This window comes from Corynebacterium amycolatum SK46, assembly GCF_000173655.1.
Taxonomy (GTDB): domain Bacteria; phylum Actinomycetota; class Actinomycetes; order Mycobacteriales; family Mycobacteriaceae; genus Corynebacterium; species Corynebacterium amycolatum_A.
Genome location: NZ_ABZU01000011.1, coordinates 84,118 through 99,072 on the forward strand (window position 1 = coordinate 84,118; position 14,955 = coordinate 99,072).

Annotated in this window: 14 protein-coding genes; 1 reads left to right on the top strand and 13 read right to left on the bottom strand. The window is 60.4% G+C overall.

The features are described from left to right. Positions 1–258 precede the first annotated feature (258 nt). The 13 genes from CORAM0001_RS08070 to CORAM0001_RS08125 all read right to left on the bottom strand — a co-directional run bounded on the left by CORAM0001_RS08070 (position 259) and on the right by CORAM0001_RS08125 (position 13,513). Positions 259–1,167, bottom strand: coding sequence for a copper transporter (locus CORAM0001_RS08070; protein WP_005511253.1), 909 nt, complete (start codon positions 1,165–1,167; stop codon positions 259–261). A gap of 89 nt (positions 1,168–1,256) precedes the next feature. Beyond that, positions 1,257–2,441 carry a putative cytokinetic ring protein SteA gene (steA, locus tag CORAM0001_RS08075; RefSeq protein ID WP_040361640.1) on the bottom strand — a complete coding sequence of 395 codons (1,185 nt, stop codon included), beginning with the start codon at positions 2,439–2,441 and terminating at the stop codon, positions 1,257–1,259. A gap of 25 nt (positions 2,442–2,466) precedes the next feature. Further along, positions 2,467–4,206 (bottom strand): DNA repair protein RecN, encoded by a 1,740-nt coding sequence (gene recN, locus CORAM0001_RS08080; RefSeq protein ID WP_005511222.1) that lies wholly within the window; start codon positions 4,204–4,206, stop codon positions 2,467–2,469. Between the two features lie 58 nt (positions 4,207–4,264). Continuing rightward, the gene (locus CORAM0001_RS08085; RefSeq protein ID WP_005511257.1) at positions 4,265–5,251 is read right to left on the bottom strand and encodes an NAD kinase; all 987 of its coding nucleotides are present in this window, start codon (positions 5,249–5,251) and stop codon (positions 4,265–4,267) included. Further along, positions 5,244–6,083 (bottom strand): TlyA family RNA methyltransferase, encoded by an 840-nt coding sequence (locus CORAM0001_RS08090; RefSeq protein WP_005511300.1) that lies wholly within the window; start codon positions 6,081–6,083, stop codon positions 5,244–5,246. Before CORAM0001_RS08090 ends, CORAM0001_RS08085 begins: the two co-directional genes overlap by 8 nt. A gap of 5 nt (positions 6,084–6,088) precedes the next feature. After that, positions 6,089–6,370: a hypothetical protein gene (locus CORAM0001_RS11085; protein WP_005511229.1), complete on the bottom strand. Its 282-nt coding sequence runs from the start codon at positions 6,368–6,370 to the stop codon at positions 6,089–6,091. Positions 6,371–6,376: 6 nt separating this feature from the next. After that, positions 6,377–7,417 (bottom strand): HAD-IIA family hydrolase, encoded by a 1,041-nt coding sequence (locus CORAM0001_RS08095; protein WP_005511288.1) that lies wholly within the window; start codon positions 7,415–7,417, stop codon positions 6,377–6,379. Between the two features lie 120 nt (positions 7,418–7,537). Next, on the bottom strand, positions 7,538–8,683 hold the full coding sequence (locus CORAM0001_RS08100; RefSeq protein ID WP_425265865.1) for a hypothetical protein: 1,146 nt from the start codon (positions 8,681–8,683) through the stop codon (positions 7,538–7,540). 94 nt (positions 8,684–8,777) lie between these two features. Further along, positions 8,778–9,683, bottom strand: coding sequence for an RNase H family protein (locus CORAM0001_RS08105; RefSeq protein WP_005511261.1), 906 nt, complete (start codon positions 9,681–9,683; stop codon positions 8,778–8,780). A 44-nt stretch (positions 9,684–9,727) separates the two neighbouring features. Then, positions 9,728–10,486, bottom strand: a complete 759-nt coding sequence (locus CORAM0001_RS08110; protein ID WP_005511226.1) for an iron ABC transporter ATP-binding protein — start codon at positions 10,484–10,486, stop codon at positions 9,728–9,730. Continuing rightward, the gene (locus CORAM0001_RS08115; protein WP_081451118.1) at positions 10,483–11,526 is read right to left on the bottom strand and encodes an iron chelate uptake ABC transporter family permease subunit; all 1,044 of its coding nucleotides are present in this window, start codon (positions 11,524–11,526) and stop codon (positions 10,483–10,485) included. Before CORAM0001_RS08115 ends, CORAM0001_RS08110 begins: the two co-directional genes overlap by 4 nt. Next, positions 11,519–12,466 (bottom strand): ABC transporter permease, encoded by a 948-nt coding sequence (locus CORAM0001_RS08120; protein ID WP_005511296.1) that lies wholly within the window; start codon positions 12,464–12,466, stop codon positions 11,519–11,521. Before CORAM0001_RS08120 ends, CORAM0001_RS08115 begins: the two co-directional genes overlap by 8 nt. 39 nt (positions 12,467–12,505) lie before the next feature. Then, positions 12,506–13,513 carry a siderophore ABC transporter substrate-binding protein gene (locus CORAM0001_RS08125; RefSeq protein WP_005511302.1) on the bottom strand — a complete coding sequence of 336 codons (1,008 nt, stop codon included), beginning with the start codon at positions 13,511–13,513 and terminating at the stop codon, positions 12,506–12,508. Between the two features lie 347 nt (positions 13,514–13,860). Between CORAM0001_RS08125 and CORAM0001_RS11090 the strand changes: the two genes are divergently transcribed. Further along, positions 13,861–14,865 (top strand): tyrosine-protein phosphatase, encoded by a 1,005-nt coding sequence (locus CORAM0001_RS11090; RefSeq protein WP_081451119.1) that lies wholly within the window; start codon positions 13,861–13,863, stop codon positions 14,863–14,865. Positions 14,866–14,955 lie beyond the last annotated feature (90 nt).

Consider the following 14,955-nt stretch of genomic DNA (forward strand, 5'->3'; position numbering starts at 1 on the left):
ACAAGAAGCAGCCCGCATAGCCCGAATCGTGGTGAGAATATATTTCTCAAATATGACGATTCGGCGATAATTCGAGTATATTTATCGTAAATATAATCAGGCGTCGGACCGACCCGATAGAATATATTACCCAATCTTTACTCACCTTAATGCCTAAAAAATTAAAGATAGCCCCGCCGCAAACAGTTCTTCTCAAATACTGGTACGTGAATCTGGAAAAAATATTAATTAAAGACCAGCAGACTAATACTAAACTTTTTACCTTTTTAGCTCCCCAACAACCCCAACCTGCCCCGCAGCATCCGACACAGCGTCCACACGCTTCACGGCAGGGTCGGCGCCCCAACGCTCATCAGGCAGAGCACTGACACCTTCACGGCCAAAGCCATCTGTCCCCACCACAACGTGACCAGCCACGTCATCACCAGCACCAAAGCCCTCAGCAAGCGCCACAGCCAGATCCGCAACCAGTCCAGCACCGAACTCCGGGTCCTCGCCCTTATCAATCGCAGCGCGTGAGACAGTGCCGTGATTACCAACAATCACAATGCCAGCAGCCGGGCGCAACGTCCCCTCCTCGTACTCGACGAACCCGCCGCCCTTCAGAGCCTCCAGAAGTAGCTTCCGGTCAGCAGCGGAAGCTCGCTCTCCCCCATCCTTATCCAGCTCCAACACCGGAGCCAACGCCTGGCCAGCCTGGCGGCCCGGCTCGCGTCGCTCCGGATCCAGCTGCACATCAGCCGGCAGCGAGGTAGAAACCGTGTCCTTCAGCTCATCCGCACCAGCGGAAGAGAGGAACTTATCGGTCAGCTTCAGCACGCCCGCGTCCGGAGCACCAGCAGCGCGCAGCGTCTCGGAAACCCCCGCAAGCTGCTCATCCGTGGCATCGGGAGTGACGACAACAAGGACGGGTACATCCTTCAAAGCGTCCTTGACGATCTCCCCGACGATGGGCTCGATGATGCGGTTGGCTTCATCGGCACGCGCTTGCTGCGCATCGGCACGTACGACAGCGGCATCGCGCTCAGAGGCGGCACCAGTGCCGAAATCAATGCCAGCACCAGCGGGGTTCAGCACATAAGCACCCAGCGCAGCACCTGCCGCAACACCGAGGGCAGCGCCTGTCACACCGGCTGTAAACTTCCCGCTCCTGCGCTTCTTCGCCATCGCCTGTCCCTTTTTCCTTTCGCCGACGCCTCAATCAGCTCTGACAGCCGAGAGCATTAGGCGCTCGTAGTGCTCTAATACCGCTAAAACTACTTAAACAACCCTTGGAACCACAGTGCAATGGAGTTCCAGGTATCGATCAGATTCTCGCTGACAGAACCATCACCGGAGGTACCAGCGATAGCGAAAATCACCGCAACGGCGACAAAGATAGCCAGGATTGCCCAGGCCACACCGAAACCACGGCTGTTTACCTGGTAGAGGTCGGCGACCATGCGACCGTCGACAAGCTTCTCCCCGACCTTCAAACGCGACAGCAGCGCCGACGGCACGCCGCTCTGATTCTCAGCGTGGTAAATGCTGTCGATGTTCTGCGAGGCACCGACGGAGACAACCATGTCGGCATCGTGATGCGCGGCGAAGACCAACGCCAGGTCAGTGGCGGAATCGGACAGCGCCGGGAACGTCATGGCGCCAATGCCAAGGTCCTGAATGCGCTCAAGGCCCACCGCGTGACCGTCCGGGTCGGCAGGCAGGATCACACAACCGGCAGACCGCAGCGCCTCGGAATTGATGTTCTCCGGATCACCGATGATGTAGTCCGGCTGGTACTTGAGATCAAAGAGCGTGTCGGCACCTGCATCGACGCCGATGAGCAGCGGCTCGTACTCGCGGATGAAGTTCTTTAGGTCTTCCAGCGTCTTGCGGTGTCCCTCACCAGGGCTGACCACAACGACCTTGCGGCCACGCAGCGGCTCTGTCTCGTCCGGAATGCCCAAGCCATCGATGTAGAGCGGAGACTCGGTCTTGGCGAACTCCACCAAGTTGCCGGAGAGAGCCTCCAGACGGTCGACCATGCTGGTGCGGCCCTCATCAAAGGCGCGCTCGAGCTCGTCCTGGTCGACTGCGTCGCCCTGTCCGATCAGGCGGTCACCGTGGTAGAGCTTGCCGTCGTCAAGCCTGCCGTTCTTGCCGTCCTTGAGCTTCTCAAAGACCTCGTCACCGACGCTCTGCACCATCTGGATGTCGGCGTCGCGCATCATCTGCGGGCCGTAATTCGGCACAAACCCCGTGGTAAACGCACCGGTGTTCACCACTGCGGCGACCTTGGCATCAATCAACTGCTGTGCCAGTGGACGCGAGATATCCGGCGCATCGATCACCACGATGTCGCCTTCGCCCATGCGCTTGAGCGCACGATCCAGGCGGGAACCATCCCGCACAGTCCCCGAAATGCCAGGAAGATCTTTTTCGTTCCGAGAGAACAGACTCATGGCACTTAGTGAAACATAAGTGCAGCTACTTGGCCGAGAAGGCGCGCCGAGCTTGATCCAGAAGATCTTGCGCGTGCGCACGTCCGGAGTCGGAATCGTCCAAACCCGCCATCATCCGCGCGAGCTCGTCAATCCGCTCCTCATCACCCAGGCTCGTCACCTTCGACGACACCGCACCCGAACGCGCATCCTTGCTGACCACCAAGTGGGTATCCGCAAACGCCGCCACCTGAGGCAAGTGCGTGACGACGATCACCTGGTTATTCACCGCCAACTGCTTCAGGCGCTTGCCAATTTCCACAGCCGCGCGCCCACCAACACCGGCATCGACCTCATCGAAAACCATCGTGTGCCCGGCCTGTCCTTCGGCGAGGACAACTTCCAAGGCCAGCATGATGCGGGAGAGCTCACCGCCGGATGCGGAGGAGGCCAGCGGACGCGGCTCGGCACCTTCGTGGGCACGGAGCTTGAACTCGATGTTGTCCACGCCAGCGGGGCCAAAGGTGTCGGCCTTGGTGATCTCCACCACCAGCGAAGTGTGTGGCATGGCCAAGCCCGTGAGTTCCTTGGTCACGGCCTCTTCCAGGTGCTTCGCGGCCTTTGCACGGGCCTTGGAGAGCTTCCGCGCGGTGGTGCCGAGCTTCTTCTCCGCGGTTTTGATCTCCGCGGTGAGCTTGTCCAGCGCTTCGCCGGAGACATCCAGCGTGGCGAGCTTGCGCTCCGCCTTATCCCGCCAAGCCAGCACACCTGCGATATCCGGGGCGTACTTGCGGGTGAGATTCTTAATCTCCACCTGGCGCTGCATGAGTTTGTCCAGGGACTCGGTTTCCTCCGGCAGGCCAGAGAGAAACGCGCCGAGACCAGCGGAGATTTCGGAGAGCTGGCTGGTCAGTTCATTGAGCTGGTTAGAAAACTCGGTGAGTTCCTCGTCGTCTGCGGCGGCGAGCTCATTTGCTGCGGCACCGAGAAGTTCGGCGGCTCCGGAGTCCTCGGTGGCGGCATCCATACCGGTCACGCCCACGGCGGCGGCACCGTCGATGGCGGCAAGCGCCACAGCGGCGGCGTCGCGGAGACCATCCAGATCCTGCATACGGCGAATCTGGAAGGCCAGGTCCTGGTCCTCATCTGGTTCGGGCGAGACTGCGTCGATTTCCTCGATGGCGAAGCTGAGTTGGTCGGCACGCATGGCCAACTCGCGGCGCTTAGAGGTCTTCTCTTCCAGTTCTTTGACCAGGGAGCGCCAGTGTGCGCGCTGCTGACGGTGAGTTTCCAGCGTCGGCGCGATAGTCTCGGCATCCATGCGGTCGATGGCCGCACGCTGCTCATCGGCACTCTGCAGGCGCAGCTGATCATTCTGGCCGTGAATCGCAATCAGTCGCGTGGAGACATCCGCCAGTGCAGCAGCCGACGCACTGCGGCCACCAACCCACGCCCGGGAGCGTCCCTTCGCAGAGACCTGACGGGCAAGCAGGTACTCATCGTTCTCATCGCGCTCGCCGCCGAGTTCGGAGACCACCGCATCGATGGTGGTGGACTCTTCCTCCGAGAGGTGTTCGGTGGACACGCGGCCTTCCACCAGGGCCTTGTCTGCGCCGGTGCGCACGCGGCCGGCGTCGGCACGCGCGCCACAGAGCAACTTGAGGCTGGTGACCACCATGGTCTTACCCGCACCGGTTTCACCTGTCAGTACAGTGAGGCCTGGGCTGAATTCAAGCGTCGCGTCGGGGATAACGCCGAGGTCGCGGATGGAAATCTCAGTCAGCATGGCGCCTGCAATCAGTCCTTCCCTTGAAGTGTCGGGTCTCGTCTGCCGTGTTTAGGGGCTATTGAGCTTCGGCGGGGCCGCGCCACCCGGACGTCGGCAAGCGGAACTTGTGCACCAGCCGATCGGCGAACGGCTGATCGTCCAGACGCACCCAGCGCACCGGCTGCGCGCCGCGCTCGATTTCAATGCGGCTGCCCGGCGGCATGGTGATGTTGCGGAAGCCGTCGAGCACCGCGACCGCCTCGGCGGTGTCGTGGTTGGTCTCAATGGCGATGGTCGAGTGCGGGGAGATCACCAGCGGGCGGGAGAACAACGCGTGGGCGTTGTTGGGCACGACCAGCATGGCGTCGAGTTCCGGCCAGAGCACGGGCCCACCTGCGGAAAAGGCGTAGGCGGTGGAACCGGTTGGCGTGGAAATGAGCACGCCATCGCAGCCGTAAGAACTCACCGGGCGACCATCGACTTCCAAGATGACATCCAGCACGCCGCGACGGTTGACGTTTTCGATGCTGACTTCATTCAGCGCCCAGCCCGAGCCGATCACGCGGCCGGTGGTGTCACGGACAGTGGCTCGGATGGTCATGCGGTCTTCGATACGCCAGGAACGCTTAATGACGCGGCTAATCGCCTCCGTCATGGACTCCTGCTCCCACTCGGCGAGGAAGCCGACGTGCCCCATGTTGATGCCGAGCACCGGCAGGTCAGCCGAGTGCGCGATATCTGCGGCACGCAGGAAGGTGCCGTCGCCGCCGAGGACGAGGACGAGTTCGCATCCCGACGCCGCCTGCGGGGAATGCCAGTATCGCGGGTACTTACCGAGCGTTGGGTGCGCGGCCAGCGCCTCCGGGTTTTTACCGGCCAGCACGCGGATATCGATACCCGCGGCCTCAAGCAGCTCGGCGGCCTCGGCGGCCATTTCCAGGTTGGCGCTGCGGCCGGTGTGCGGGACCAGTAGGATCTCGCGCTTGCCGGCGCTGGTCTTGGGCTTGCTATCCCGTGAGCTCGTTTTGGCGCTGGTCGGTGAGCTGGTCTTCGCGCTAGCCATTATGCGGCCCCTCCTCAACAGCCTTAGCGATGGCCGCCGCCATAGCCTCATCACCGATATCGCTGGCGCCGCCGTCTTTCACCAGCCACAGGAAGAACTCCACGTTGCCGCTCGGACCCGGCAGCGGGCTGGCCACGGCTGCGCGGAAGGACAGCCCCAGCGTGCGGGCGTATTCGGCGACTTCCTGGACAACTTCCTGGCGCAGCGCATCGCTGCGCACGACACCACCGGAGCCAAGCCGCTCCTTACCTACCTCGAACTGTGGTTTGACCATCGGCAGCAGGTCAGCTCCGTCATCGAGGCAGGAGACAATCGCAGGCAGGACCAGCTTCAAAGAAATAAACGACAGATCGCCCACCATGACATCGGCCGTGCCGCCGAGAATCTCCGGGGTCAGCGTGCGGACGTTAGTTCGGTCGAGCACAACCACCCGCGGGTCATCCTGCAGGCGCCAAATCAGCTGACCGTAGCCGACATCGACGGCGTAGACAGTCTCGACATCGCGACGCAAACACACATCGGTGAAGCCGCCCGTGGAGGCACCGGCATCCAACACCTTCCGGCCCTTCACGTCCAGACCCTGTGGCTCGAAAGCCTCCAGTGCCCCGAGCAGCTTGTGCGCACCGCGCGAAGCCCAGTTCTCGTCTTCTTCCAGGCCACTGACGCGAATGGACACATCGCCTGTCACCGCAGTCGCGGGCTTGGAGGCGACAAAACCACCGACCTCCACTCGGCCGGCCTTAATCATGTCCACTGCCGCTTCACGGGAGCGAGCAATCTTCCTTCGCACCAGCTCCGCATCGAGCCTGCGCTTAGGAGCTTTCTTTGCCACCGCGTTCACTTTCCTTCCCTGCGTGACGAGCCCAGGGCCTCATACAAAATCTCATGCGCCCGCTCAAACTGCGCGACTCTCTCCTGCGGAGTCGGCGCAGGCGCGGACAATGCTGCCGCCACCTGCTCGCGAACCTGCTCCGGAGTAACCTCACGCGCACCGGGCATCGCTGCCGGGCTAGGCGCAGGGCTCGGTACAGATGCAGGACCCGGTTTCGGTCCCGGCACCGGACCAACACCAGACCCCTGCCCCAGCCCTTGCCCCGGCTTCGGTGCAACCTCACTCATCGGCTATCACTTCCGCCAGGCAGCCAGCGCCGCCTCAGCAGCCGGGCCCTCCGCGCGGACCTGCGCGACCTCGACCGCGCCAGCACGACCAGCCTCAGAGTTCCACACCGCATCCGCGACCGTCAGCAGCGCCGCCACCGCGGCCTCCGCTGGGTTCGCCAACCGAGGATCTTCCCTGTCACCGCCAGAAAGAACGATGACACCGGCCTCCGCGTCGTCGTAACGCGCGGTGAAACCAGCCTGCGGAGCCGGACGTGCCTGATCCAGTTCACGATTCAGCGCGGTCATGTCAGCACCGATAAGCGTCGGGCGGTGCTCAGGCGGCGCTGCGACGACATCCATATGCGTGGAAACGCCGGTGACCACCATAAACGTGTCTACCTTCGCAGCGTTGCCGCCCGCGATGTCTGTATCCAGGCGGTCCCCAATCGCCAGCGGTTTCTTCGCGCCCACACGCTCCGCCGCCTTAATGAACATCGGCGGCTTCGGCTTACCCGCCGACAGCGGCGCCACGCCCGTGGTCGTCGAAATCGCCGCAGCAACCGAACCATTGCCAACCAGGAAACCGCGCTCCGACGGCAACGTCGTATCCAAATTCGACACCAGGAAGCGCGCACCTCGCGACACCGCCAGCGCCGCCTCCGACATCTGCTTCCACGTCATCTCACGGTTGAGCCCCTGGAACACCGCCGCAGGGCTGTCATCAGCGGAATCCACCACGGTGTACCCCGCCTCACGAGCCAACTGCTTAAACGACTCCGCGCCCAACACGAAAACATTTGAACCCGGCTCAATGACCTCCGCCGCCATCTCGATGGCCGCCTGCGCCGACGTCATCACATCCTCCGCGTGAACGTCATAGCCCAGCCCATTGAGCTGATCCGCCACCGTCTGCGGCGCGCGCGAGGCGTTGTTCGTAATAAACACCATCGGCAGCGCCGCCTCGGTCAGCCCCTCCAGCGCGTTCGGAATCGCCGCGCCGCCCTCGTAAATCGTGCCATCCAGATCCAGCAGAGCGGCATCATAGGAAGAAGCGACAGAAGCCATGAGGTGCATTTCTCCTTTTACGAAATAGGAACGCTTTACGACGAATTGTAGATGCGCAGCTGGATTGCGTCAGCGGTGCGCCAGCGGTGGCTGGTTCTACGAACCGGGCGGCCGGGCTGATTACTTGTTCAGCTCTTCGATGCGCTCGCGAGCATCGAGCATCTGGTCCACATCGATCTTGGCGCAGCGGGTAAACCACACCTTGGCATCGTCTTTACGACCGGCCTCGGCCAGCGCATCAGCGTAGGCGTAGAACAGACGAGCTGCTTCGAAGTCCTCGCGATCCGGGTTCAGATCCTGGGTCTCCAGCTCAACCAGAGCCTCATCAATCTGGCCCATATCGCGGCGAGCACCTGCGGCGACGATAGCCAGCTCAGTCTTGGACTCGTTGTCCAGCTCCTTGGCTTCCTCGGAGCGAGCCAGCTCAATGGCCTTCTCTGGGCGGCCGAGGCCGCGCTCACAATCAGCCATGACCGCGAGCATGCCCGGGCCACCGGAGATACGGCGAGCAGCACGCAGCTCCGCCAGGGCTTCCTTCCACTCACCTGCGTGGTAAGCGGCAACACCAGCGGTCTCACGAACGACACCGACGCGACCTGCGCGGTCCTTCGCTGCGCGGGCGTGCTCCAGAGCACGCTTAGGGTCTTCAGCCATCAGGATTGCGGACATGATCATGTGACGAGCAACCTTGTCGGCGTTGTCCTTAGCCAGGCTCTTCAGATCCTGGCGCACGCTCGGGTCGAGCTCGTCTGCGCGAATGTCATCTGGCAGCTTCGGCTCGTTCTTGCGAGCCTCAATGCGCTCTTCGCGGAAACCAGGGCGCTGCGGGCCGGTGCGGTGCGTACGCTTCTCATCCTGAAAGCGGCCACCACGGTTGGAACGACGTGGCCTGCCACCGCGACGGTCGAAGTTGCGGCCTCCCTGGCCACCGCGTCCGCCCGGGCCGCGACGCTCATTGCGGTCGCCACGGCCACCGCGTTCACTGCGTTCATTGCGGTCGCCGCGGTTAAAGTCACGATCATCGCGATCATCACGACGGAAGCCCCGCGAACCACGGGAATCGCGGTTACCGCCATGACCACCGTGACCGCCACGGCCACGACCACCTGGGCCACCGCCCTGTCCACGACGATCGTTGCGGTTGCGTCCGTTAAAGCCGCCCTCACCACGACCATGGGAACGGTTAGACCCGCGGTTTCCGCGATTTCCTCGGCCTTCGCCGGAACGAGGACCTTCGTGCTCAGCCATGAAGTCGGAGCTCCTTATATGTAATGAGTAAAAGAATTTATGTGTTTTCAGGCTACCAGTAACCCCGGATTGCCTGGCGGTCTACCTAAAAGACCAAACTTTCATACTACTGCTAAGACCTGCCCACATTCCAGCCCAGCAAACGTGCGGAACCTGTGGCCTTCCCCACTGCCTCGGACAAATCCCAGACAGCCAGGCCAACCCAGTCGTCGGTGGTGAACTGCGCGGTGGCGGTGGTTCCCTCGACGCGCAGCTCATGCTCGGCATCCGAAAGCCCGTCTGGCACCGCGAGGTTGGCGCCCAGGGCGTCGTTAAGCAATGCCTTGAGTGCGCGGGCGTTGCCCTGCTCAGCGCGATGTGCAGCGCGGCGGAAAACGGTGAGCGCGGTCTTGGCGGCATCCTCGGGCGTCACGGTGGTGTCGACGGCGAGGTCAAAGAGGCCTTCTTGCTCGAAGGTTGCGGTCTTGGGCGCCCTAGAGTCGGAAGCAGGCGTGGCGGTGGCGGCGGGCGCGCTCTTCGGATGCGAGCTGTTGGTTTGGACGCGACTCCCCGCACCGCCGAAACCCGGCCCCTCCGGCACGGCGGTGCCCTTCTGATACGCGGTGGCGGCGGCGCGGGCACGCTGATCAGCGGCCTCGTTCATGTCGTGGCCAGAGTGTCCCTTGACCCACTCGAGGTGAATGTTGCGGCCCACGAGAAGCTGGTCGATGTCCTGCAAAATGTCGACGTTAAGGACAGGTTTGCCGTCGCGCTTCTTCCAGCCCTTGCGCTTCCATCCCGGCATCCACTTAGTGACGGAGTTGATCACGTACTGCGAATCGCACAGTACGAAAAGCGGCTCGTCGGGGATGTGCGCGGTGGCGCGGAGAAGCTCGGCAAGAGCGGTGAGCTCCCCGCGGTTGTTGGTTCCCTCTTTCCATCCGCCGGCGGCCCAGCAGCTGTCGTCGATATACCAGCACCACCCGGCAGGTCCGGGATTGTGCAGGGCAGAACCGTCAACGGCAGCAGTAATATTCATGAGGCTAGATTGTATCGGCTGCGTGGGGCCGGCCAGGAATTGCCTTAAGAGCCGTAGCAGGCGACCGGGCCGTGCGGCCCCTGGACGATGTCAATCTGGGTATTGAAGATTGGGCTCAGAACCTCCGAACGCATCAGCTCTGCGGTTGGGCCGTGCTCAACAATCTGGCCATCCTTGACCGCACAGATGTAATCGGCGTAGCGAGCCGCGAAATTGATGTCATGCAACACCACCACCATGGTGCGACCCAACTCGCGCACTGCAGTGCGCAGGTACGACATGATGTCGACCGAATGGGAAATGTCCAGGTTGTTCAACGGCTCGTCGAGAAGCACGTAATCCGTCTCCTGACAGAGCACCATTGCGACATACGCGCGCTGACGCTGACCGCCGGAGAGCTCGTCGAGGTAGCGGCTTTGGAGCGCCTCAAGATTGAGGAACTCGATGTACTGGGAAATGATGCGCTCGTCCTCGGCGGTCAGGCGCCCCTGGCTGTACGGGAAGCGCCCGAAGCTGACCAGCTGGCGCACGGTGAGACGCGTGACGAAGTGGTTGTCCTGGCGCAGGATCGACAGCACCTTCGCCAGATCCTTCGACTTGGTCTTGCCCACGTTGTATGGGCCGACGTTGATGTCGCCCGAATCGACCGCAAGGAGGCGGCCAATCATAGTCAAGAGCGTGGACTTGCCTGCACCGTTCGGGCCGATCAGAGCCGTAATCGCGTTGGTTGGAATTTCCAGGTCAACGGGGCCAATTGACACCTCGCTGGTATAGCTCTTGCGCACACTATCGAGGAGAATCATAGCCGTCCCTTCTTCAAAACGACGTAGAGGAAGATCGAACCGCCAACCAGCTCGATGATGATGGACACCACGCCCTGGGCATAGAAAACGTGGTTGAGGATGAAATACGCACTGGCAAGTGTGACGTAGCCAATCAGCGCCGCCATCGGCAGTACAAAGCGGTGGTCATAGGTATCCGCAGCCTGGTACGCAATGGTCGCGACCAGGAAGCCGAGGAAGGTCATCGGGCCGACCATAGCCGTCGATACTGCCATCAGCACTGCCACCGCAACCAGCACAGTGATGGACCGAACCTGGTAGTTCACGCCCAGATTCGTCGCGACTTCACGCCCCAGCGACATGACATTGAGCGCCCGCGAATGCAGTGCAATCACCACGATTGCCACTATCACCAGCGGAATCGCCACCGGGAAAAACTCCGGATCGGCGTTGTTGACCGACCCGAACAGCCGCGCCGTCAGCAGATCAAAGTCCGAAGGCGTCAGCATGCGCTGCATGAACGTCGACAGCGAAGCCAGCCCGCCACCGATGACAATGCCCACCAGCAGCATGCTGTGCATATCCGCGCCCTGCCCAGTCAGCAGCCACGCATACAGCACAAGCGACAGCCCCACCATCAGTACGAGCTGCAGCACAAACGCCCCAACCGAGTTGGCAGTCATCAGACCCGTCGCCCCGAAGAAGTACACCGCAACGGTACTAATAGCCACGTACAGCGCTTCAAAACCCATAATCGACGGCGTAATAATTCGGTTATTCGCAATCGACTGGAACGCCACTGTCGCGACGGCATGGCAGCAGGCAACCACGATCATGGCAATTACGGCGTCGAGACGTCGACGTGCAATCAGCCAAAAGCCATCCGTACCGAATGGCAACGGGTTGTCCCACGCGAGCAGGCCCGCGGTAAACAACGTCGCCAAGCCAGCTAGAACAGCAATGATGATCCAGTACCTGCGTGCCGAGGCACCCGTGCTAAACGACGTCGTTTGCGTTCCAGCCTGGTCGGCCACCGTGTGAGTTGAACTGAGATTAAGCACGACGCCGCTCCACAATCAGATAGACGAAAATGGCAGCTCCCAGGATGCCGAGAATCACCGATACCGGTATCTCGAACGGGGCGATAATGACGCGGCCAATCAGGTCCGCGATTGTCACGGTGCCAATTCCCACCAGGCACACCCACGGCAGGTTGGAGCGCAGATCATCGCCACGGAACATGGAGACGATATTCGGGACGATAAGACCCAGGAACGGCAGGTTACCCACCACTACTGTGACCAGGCCTGTTGCAATAGCGATTAGTCCCGTGCCCAGGAACACGATTCGCTTGTAGTTCAGGCCTACGTTGGTCGCAATATCCTCACCAAGCCCCGCAACCGTCAGCCGATCACTGAATACGAAGACGATTGCGACCACAATGACGACCAGCCACAGGAATTCGTACTGCCCTTTATAAATATCAGTGAAGGAGCCTGCGAACCAGACGCTCAGTGACTGCAGCATGTCTGTCTGCAACGCAAAGAAAGTCGAAATCGAACTGACTACCGCGCCCAGCATGATGCCCACAATGGGCACGACCAGGCTCGACTTCAAAGTCACTCGGCGCAAGAACAGGAAGAACACTGCTGTGCCGATGAAAGCGAAGATAATCGCGCCGCTCATCCGGCCGAGCAACGACGCCGAGGGGAAGAAATACATTACGAAAATTAGGCCAAGACCAGCCCATTCCGTGGTTCCCGTGGTGGTGGGTTCGACGAACTTGTTGTGTGTAAGCAGCTGCATGACCAGGCCACACATCGCCATCGCGGCACCCGAGAGCACTAGTGCAATGGTGCGCGGAATACGCGTAGTGGCGAACATCTCCCAGCCGTCGTCGGCGCCCAGGATGTCGTATTGACCTACAAACAGCGACATAGCCACCAGGACTGCCACGAAGGCAATCCCAATGGCTAATCGGGGTTCCAGTAACTTCTGCATAGAGTTGGTGAGGTACTCCTGTGACTGGTCAGAGAACTATTAGGCCTGCTCGAAGGCGTCGGCAAGCTCGTTCAGAATCTCCGTGTACGTGATGATGGACTCGTTGGTGTAAGTGTCCTCTGGGGCGTAGTAGATCTTGCCCTCCTTGACGGCCTTCACGTTCTTCAGCGGAGCAGCTTCCTCGACCACAGACTGCGCCGAGCGGTACTCATCAGTACCGCGGACCGAGGTGCCAGCATCGCGGTCGAGAACCATGATGAAGTCCGGGTTCGCCTTAGCGATGGACTCGGCGGAAATCTCATCACCCTGGTGGTCATCGCTGGCCTTGTCGACCTCCAACGCCGGCTTCATGCCAATCAGGTCAAACAGCGGACCAAAGGTACGGCCAACGGTCGGAGCAATGTAGCCGAGCGTGCCGCCCGACGAGTTCAGTGCCATGACCGTCACGTCCGGGTTGTAGGCCTTGCGGGCGCGCTCCAGAGCCTTGTCGAAGTCCGCGATAAGCTGGTCGGCTTCCTTCTCCTTACCGAAGACGGTGCCCATGCCCTTGGCGTGACGCTTGAGCTCCTCATCCAGCGGCTTGCCCTCGCGTGGCTCGAAGTCCACGATGGCGGAGTTCGGAGCGAGCTTCTTGAGGTCGTCGTAGTACTTGTCGAAACGCTGACCGGTGACAATCAGATCCGGGTCGGCGGCTGCAACGATCTCGAGGTTCGGCTCGCGGTGATTACCGATGTCCTGAACGTCGGGATTGTCCTTGTAGCCGGAAACCGTAAACGGGATAATCGCCTTCGGAGCTGCAGCCAGCTTAATGCCCCACTGATCGAGCATCTCGAAGGAACGGTTGTCCGTGGCCACAACAGTGTCAATTTCGGCCGGTACGGTCTGCTCACCGTGGTTGTCGGTAACGGTAACAGTTGCCTCGTTACCTGCAGCTGCAGACTTATCCTCGTTGCCGCCATCGGTTGAACATGCGCCAAGAACGAGTCCAAAGCTGGCAACAGATGCGACTACAATGTTACGAATACGGCCGGAGTTAGAACGCGCCACTGAAAGGCATCCCTTCGGTCACAGTAGGATTGTTGAGCAAACGTCACTTAGACGCCATTACCCAATCACTTACTTAGGTAATCATTACCTGCGCAACCTTAGCTTAGGATTCCCTATTTAACAAGTAAATACGTTATGAAATTGCGCAATATTTAGGGCATGTTTCAGATTTTGATTAGCGTTGGCTAATTTGCGCTGGTAGAGAGCCTTTTCTGAGTAATGCAGTCAGGTACCCCTGTTACGTTCTTACCGCGTTTCAGAGCGGTCTGTTGTGCGGGCATGGCTATGCACGAAAGAGCTTTTCTTATAAGTTGCCGAAAACCTGAGGCACGCTAACCTCAACACCTGTGAATACAACTAACCTGAGCCGCGCGAACTATCGCGCTAAAGCCGCTGCCCTAACCGCGGCCCTTCTTCTACCACTCGGCACTATTTCCCCATCGGCCGCATCGGCTAGCCCTGACGCCTCGTTGTTGAATGCAGCCACATTAGGAATTAGTGCGACCGAGACACAGGTCACCGGGCAGACTACAACCGCCACAGCGCCAACCGGATCCCCAGCCCCTATCGAGTCCGGCTCACTTTCCTCGCTCAGTAACTTCCGCGATGTAGCGGGCAGTAGCGCCAACCCAATCATGACCGAGGACGGTCGCCACATCCGCCGCGGCCTGGGATACAGGTCAAACGCCTTACGAGAACCTAGTGACGAAGACCTTGACCGGATGACGCAGGCAGGCGTGACACGCGTCGTCGATTTGCGAAACATTAAAGAGCGCAACGAAGCCCCAGATATCTTGCCCGACAGCGTGACTTACCAAGTAGCGGACATCATCGATGTTCGCAATGGCTTGGGCTTCGTGAAAAGTCCTGTCGCAACAACTGGCGAGCAGCTTTACGGCCATGCACCGGAGTTCTACGAAGCGGCGGGAGAAAGCATCAAAGCGCACGATGCAGAGATTTTCGACGATGAAGTGAAGTACTTCGGCCAACTGCTTGGCTATGAGTTGATGATTACCGGAGAAGCACCGCGAACCGCTTGGAAAGATCTCCTCCAAGCCCTCGCATACGAAGACGGTGCCGTTGTATTCCACTGCAGTGCGGGCAAAGATCGAACAGGCCTCGGTGCCGCGTTCTTCTTGGCTATCCTAGGAGTTAGTTACGAAGCTATCGAGCAGGACTTCCTGGCCAGCAATGCTTACCTGAATCGCGAGAACGCGGTAGACAAAGAGTGGCTCAAGATGTCGTGGGACGCTATCGAAGAGAACTACGGTTCTTTCGACAACTTCGCACGACAGGGCATCGGGCTTTCCGACGCCGACATCAACCAATTGCGCCAGAAGTACTTGGTATAGCGCCACGCCTTACCCAATAATTGAACTACGTTTACTTGTGGGTAAAACAAAAAGCGGGCCGCAGCCACCAACCCCCCACACAACAGGGGA

Bases quoted from the DNA above. Each gene is read 5' to 3' on its own strand.
- CORAM0001_RS08070 (WP_005511253.1), bottom strand. From the start codon at position 1,167: ATGGCGAAGAAGCGCAGGAGCGGGAAGTTTACAGCCGGTGTGACAGGC.
- steA (WP_040361640.1), bottom strand. From the start codon at position 2,441: ATGAGTCTGTTCTCTCGGAACGAAAAAGATCTTCCTGGCATTTCGGGG.
- recN (WP_005511222.1), bottom strand. From the start codon at position 4,206: ATGCTGACTGAGATTTCCATCCGCGACCTCGGCGTTATCCCCGACGCG.
- CORAM0001_RS08085 (WP_005511257.1), bottom strand. From the start codon at position 5,251: ATGGCTAGCGCGAAGACCAGCTCACCGACCAGCGCCAAAACGAGCTCA.
- CORAM0001_RS11085 (WP_005511229.1), bottom strand. From the start codon at position 6,370: ATGAGTGAGGTTGCACCGAAGCCGGGGCAAGGGCTGGGGCAGGGGTCT.
- CORAM0001_RS08095 (WP_005511288.1), bottom strand. From the start codon at position 7,417: ATGGCTTCTGTCGCTTCTTCCTATGATGCCGCTCTGCTGGATCTGGAT.
- CORAM0001_RS08105 (WP_005511261.1), bottom strand. From the start codon at position 9,683: ATGAATATTACTGCTGCCGTTGACGGTTCTGCCCTGCACAATCCCGGA.
- CORAM0001_RS08110 (WP_005511226.1), bottom strand. From the start codon at position 10,486: ATGATTCTCCTCGATAGTGTGCGCAAGAGCTATACCAGCGAGGTGTCA.
- CORAM0001_RS08120 (WP_005511296.1), bottom strand. From the start codon at position 12,466: ATGCAGAAGTTACTGGAACCCCGATTAGCCATTGGGATTGCCTTCGTG.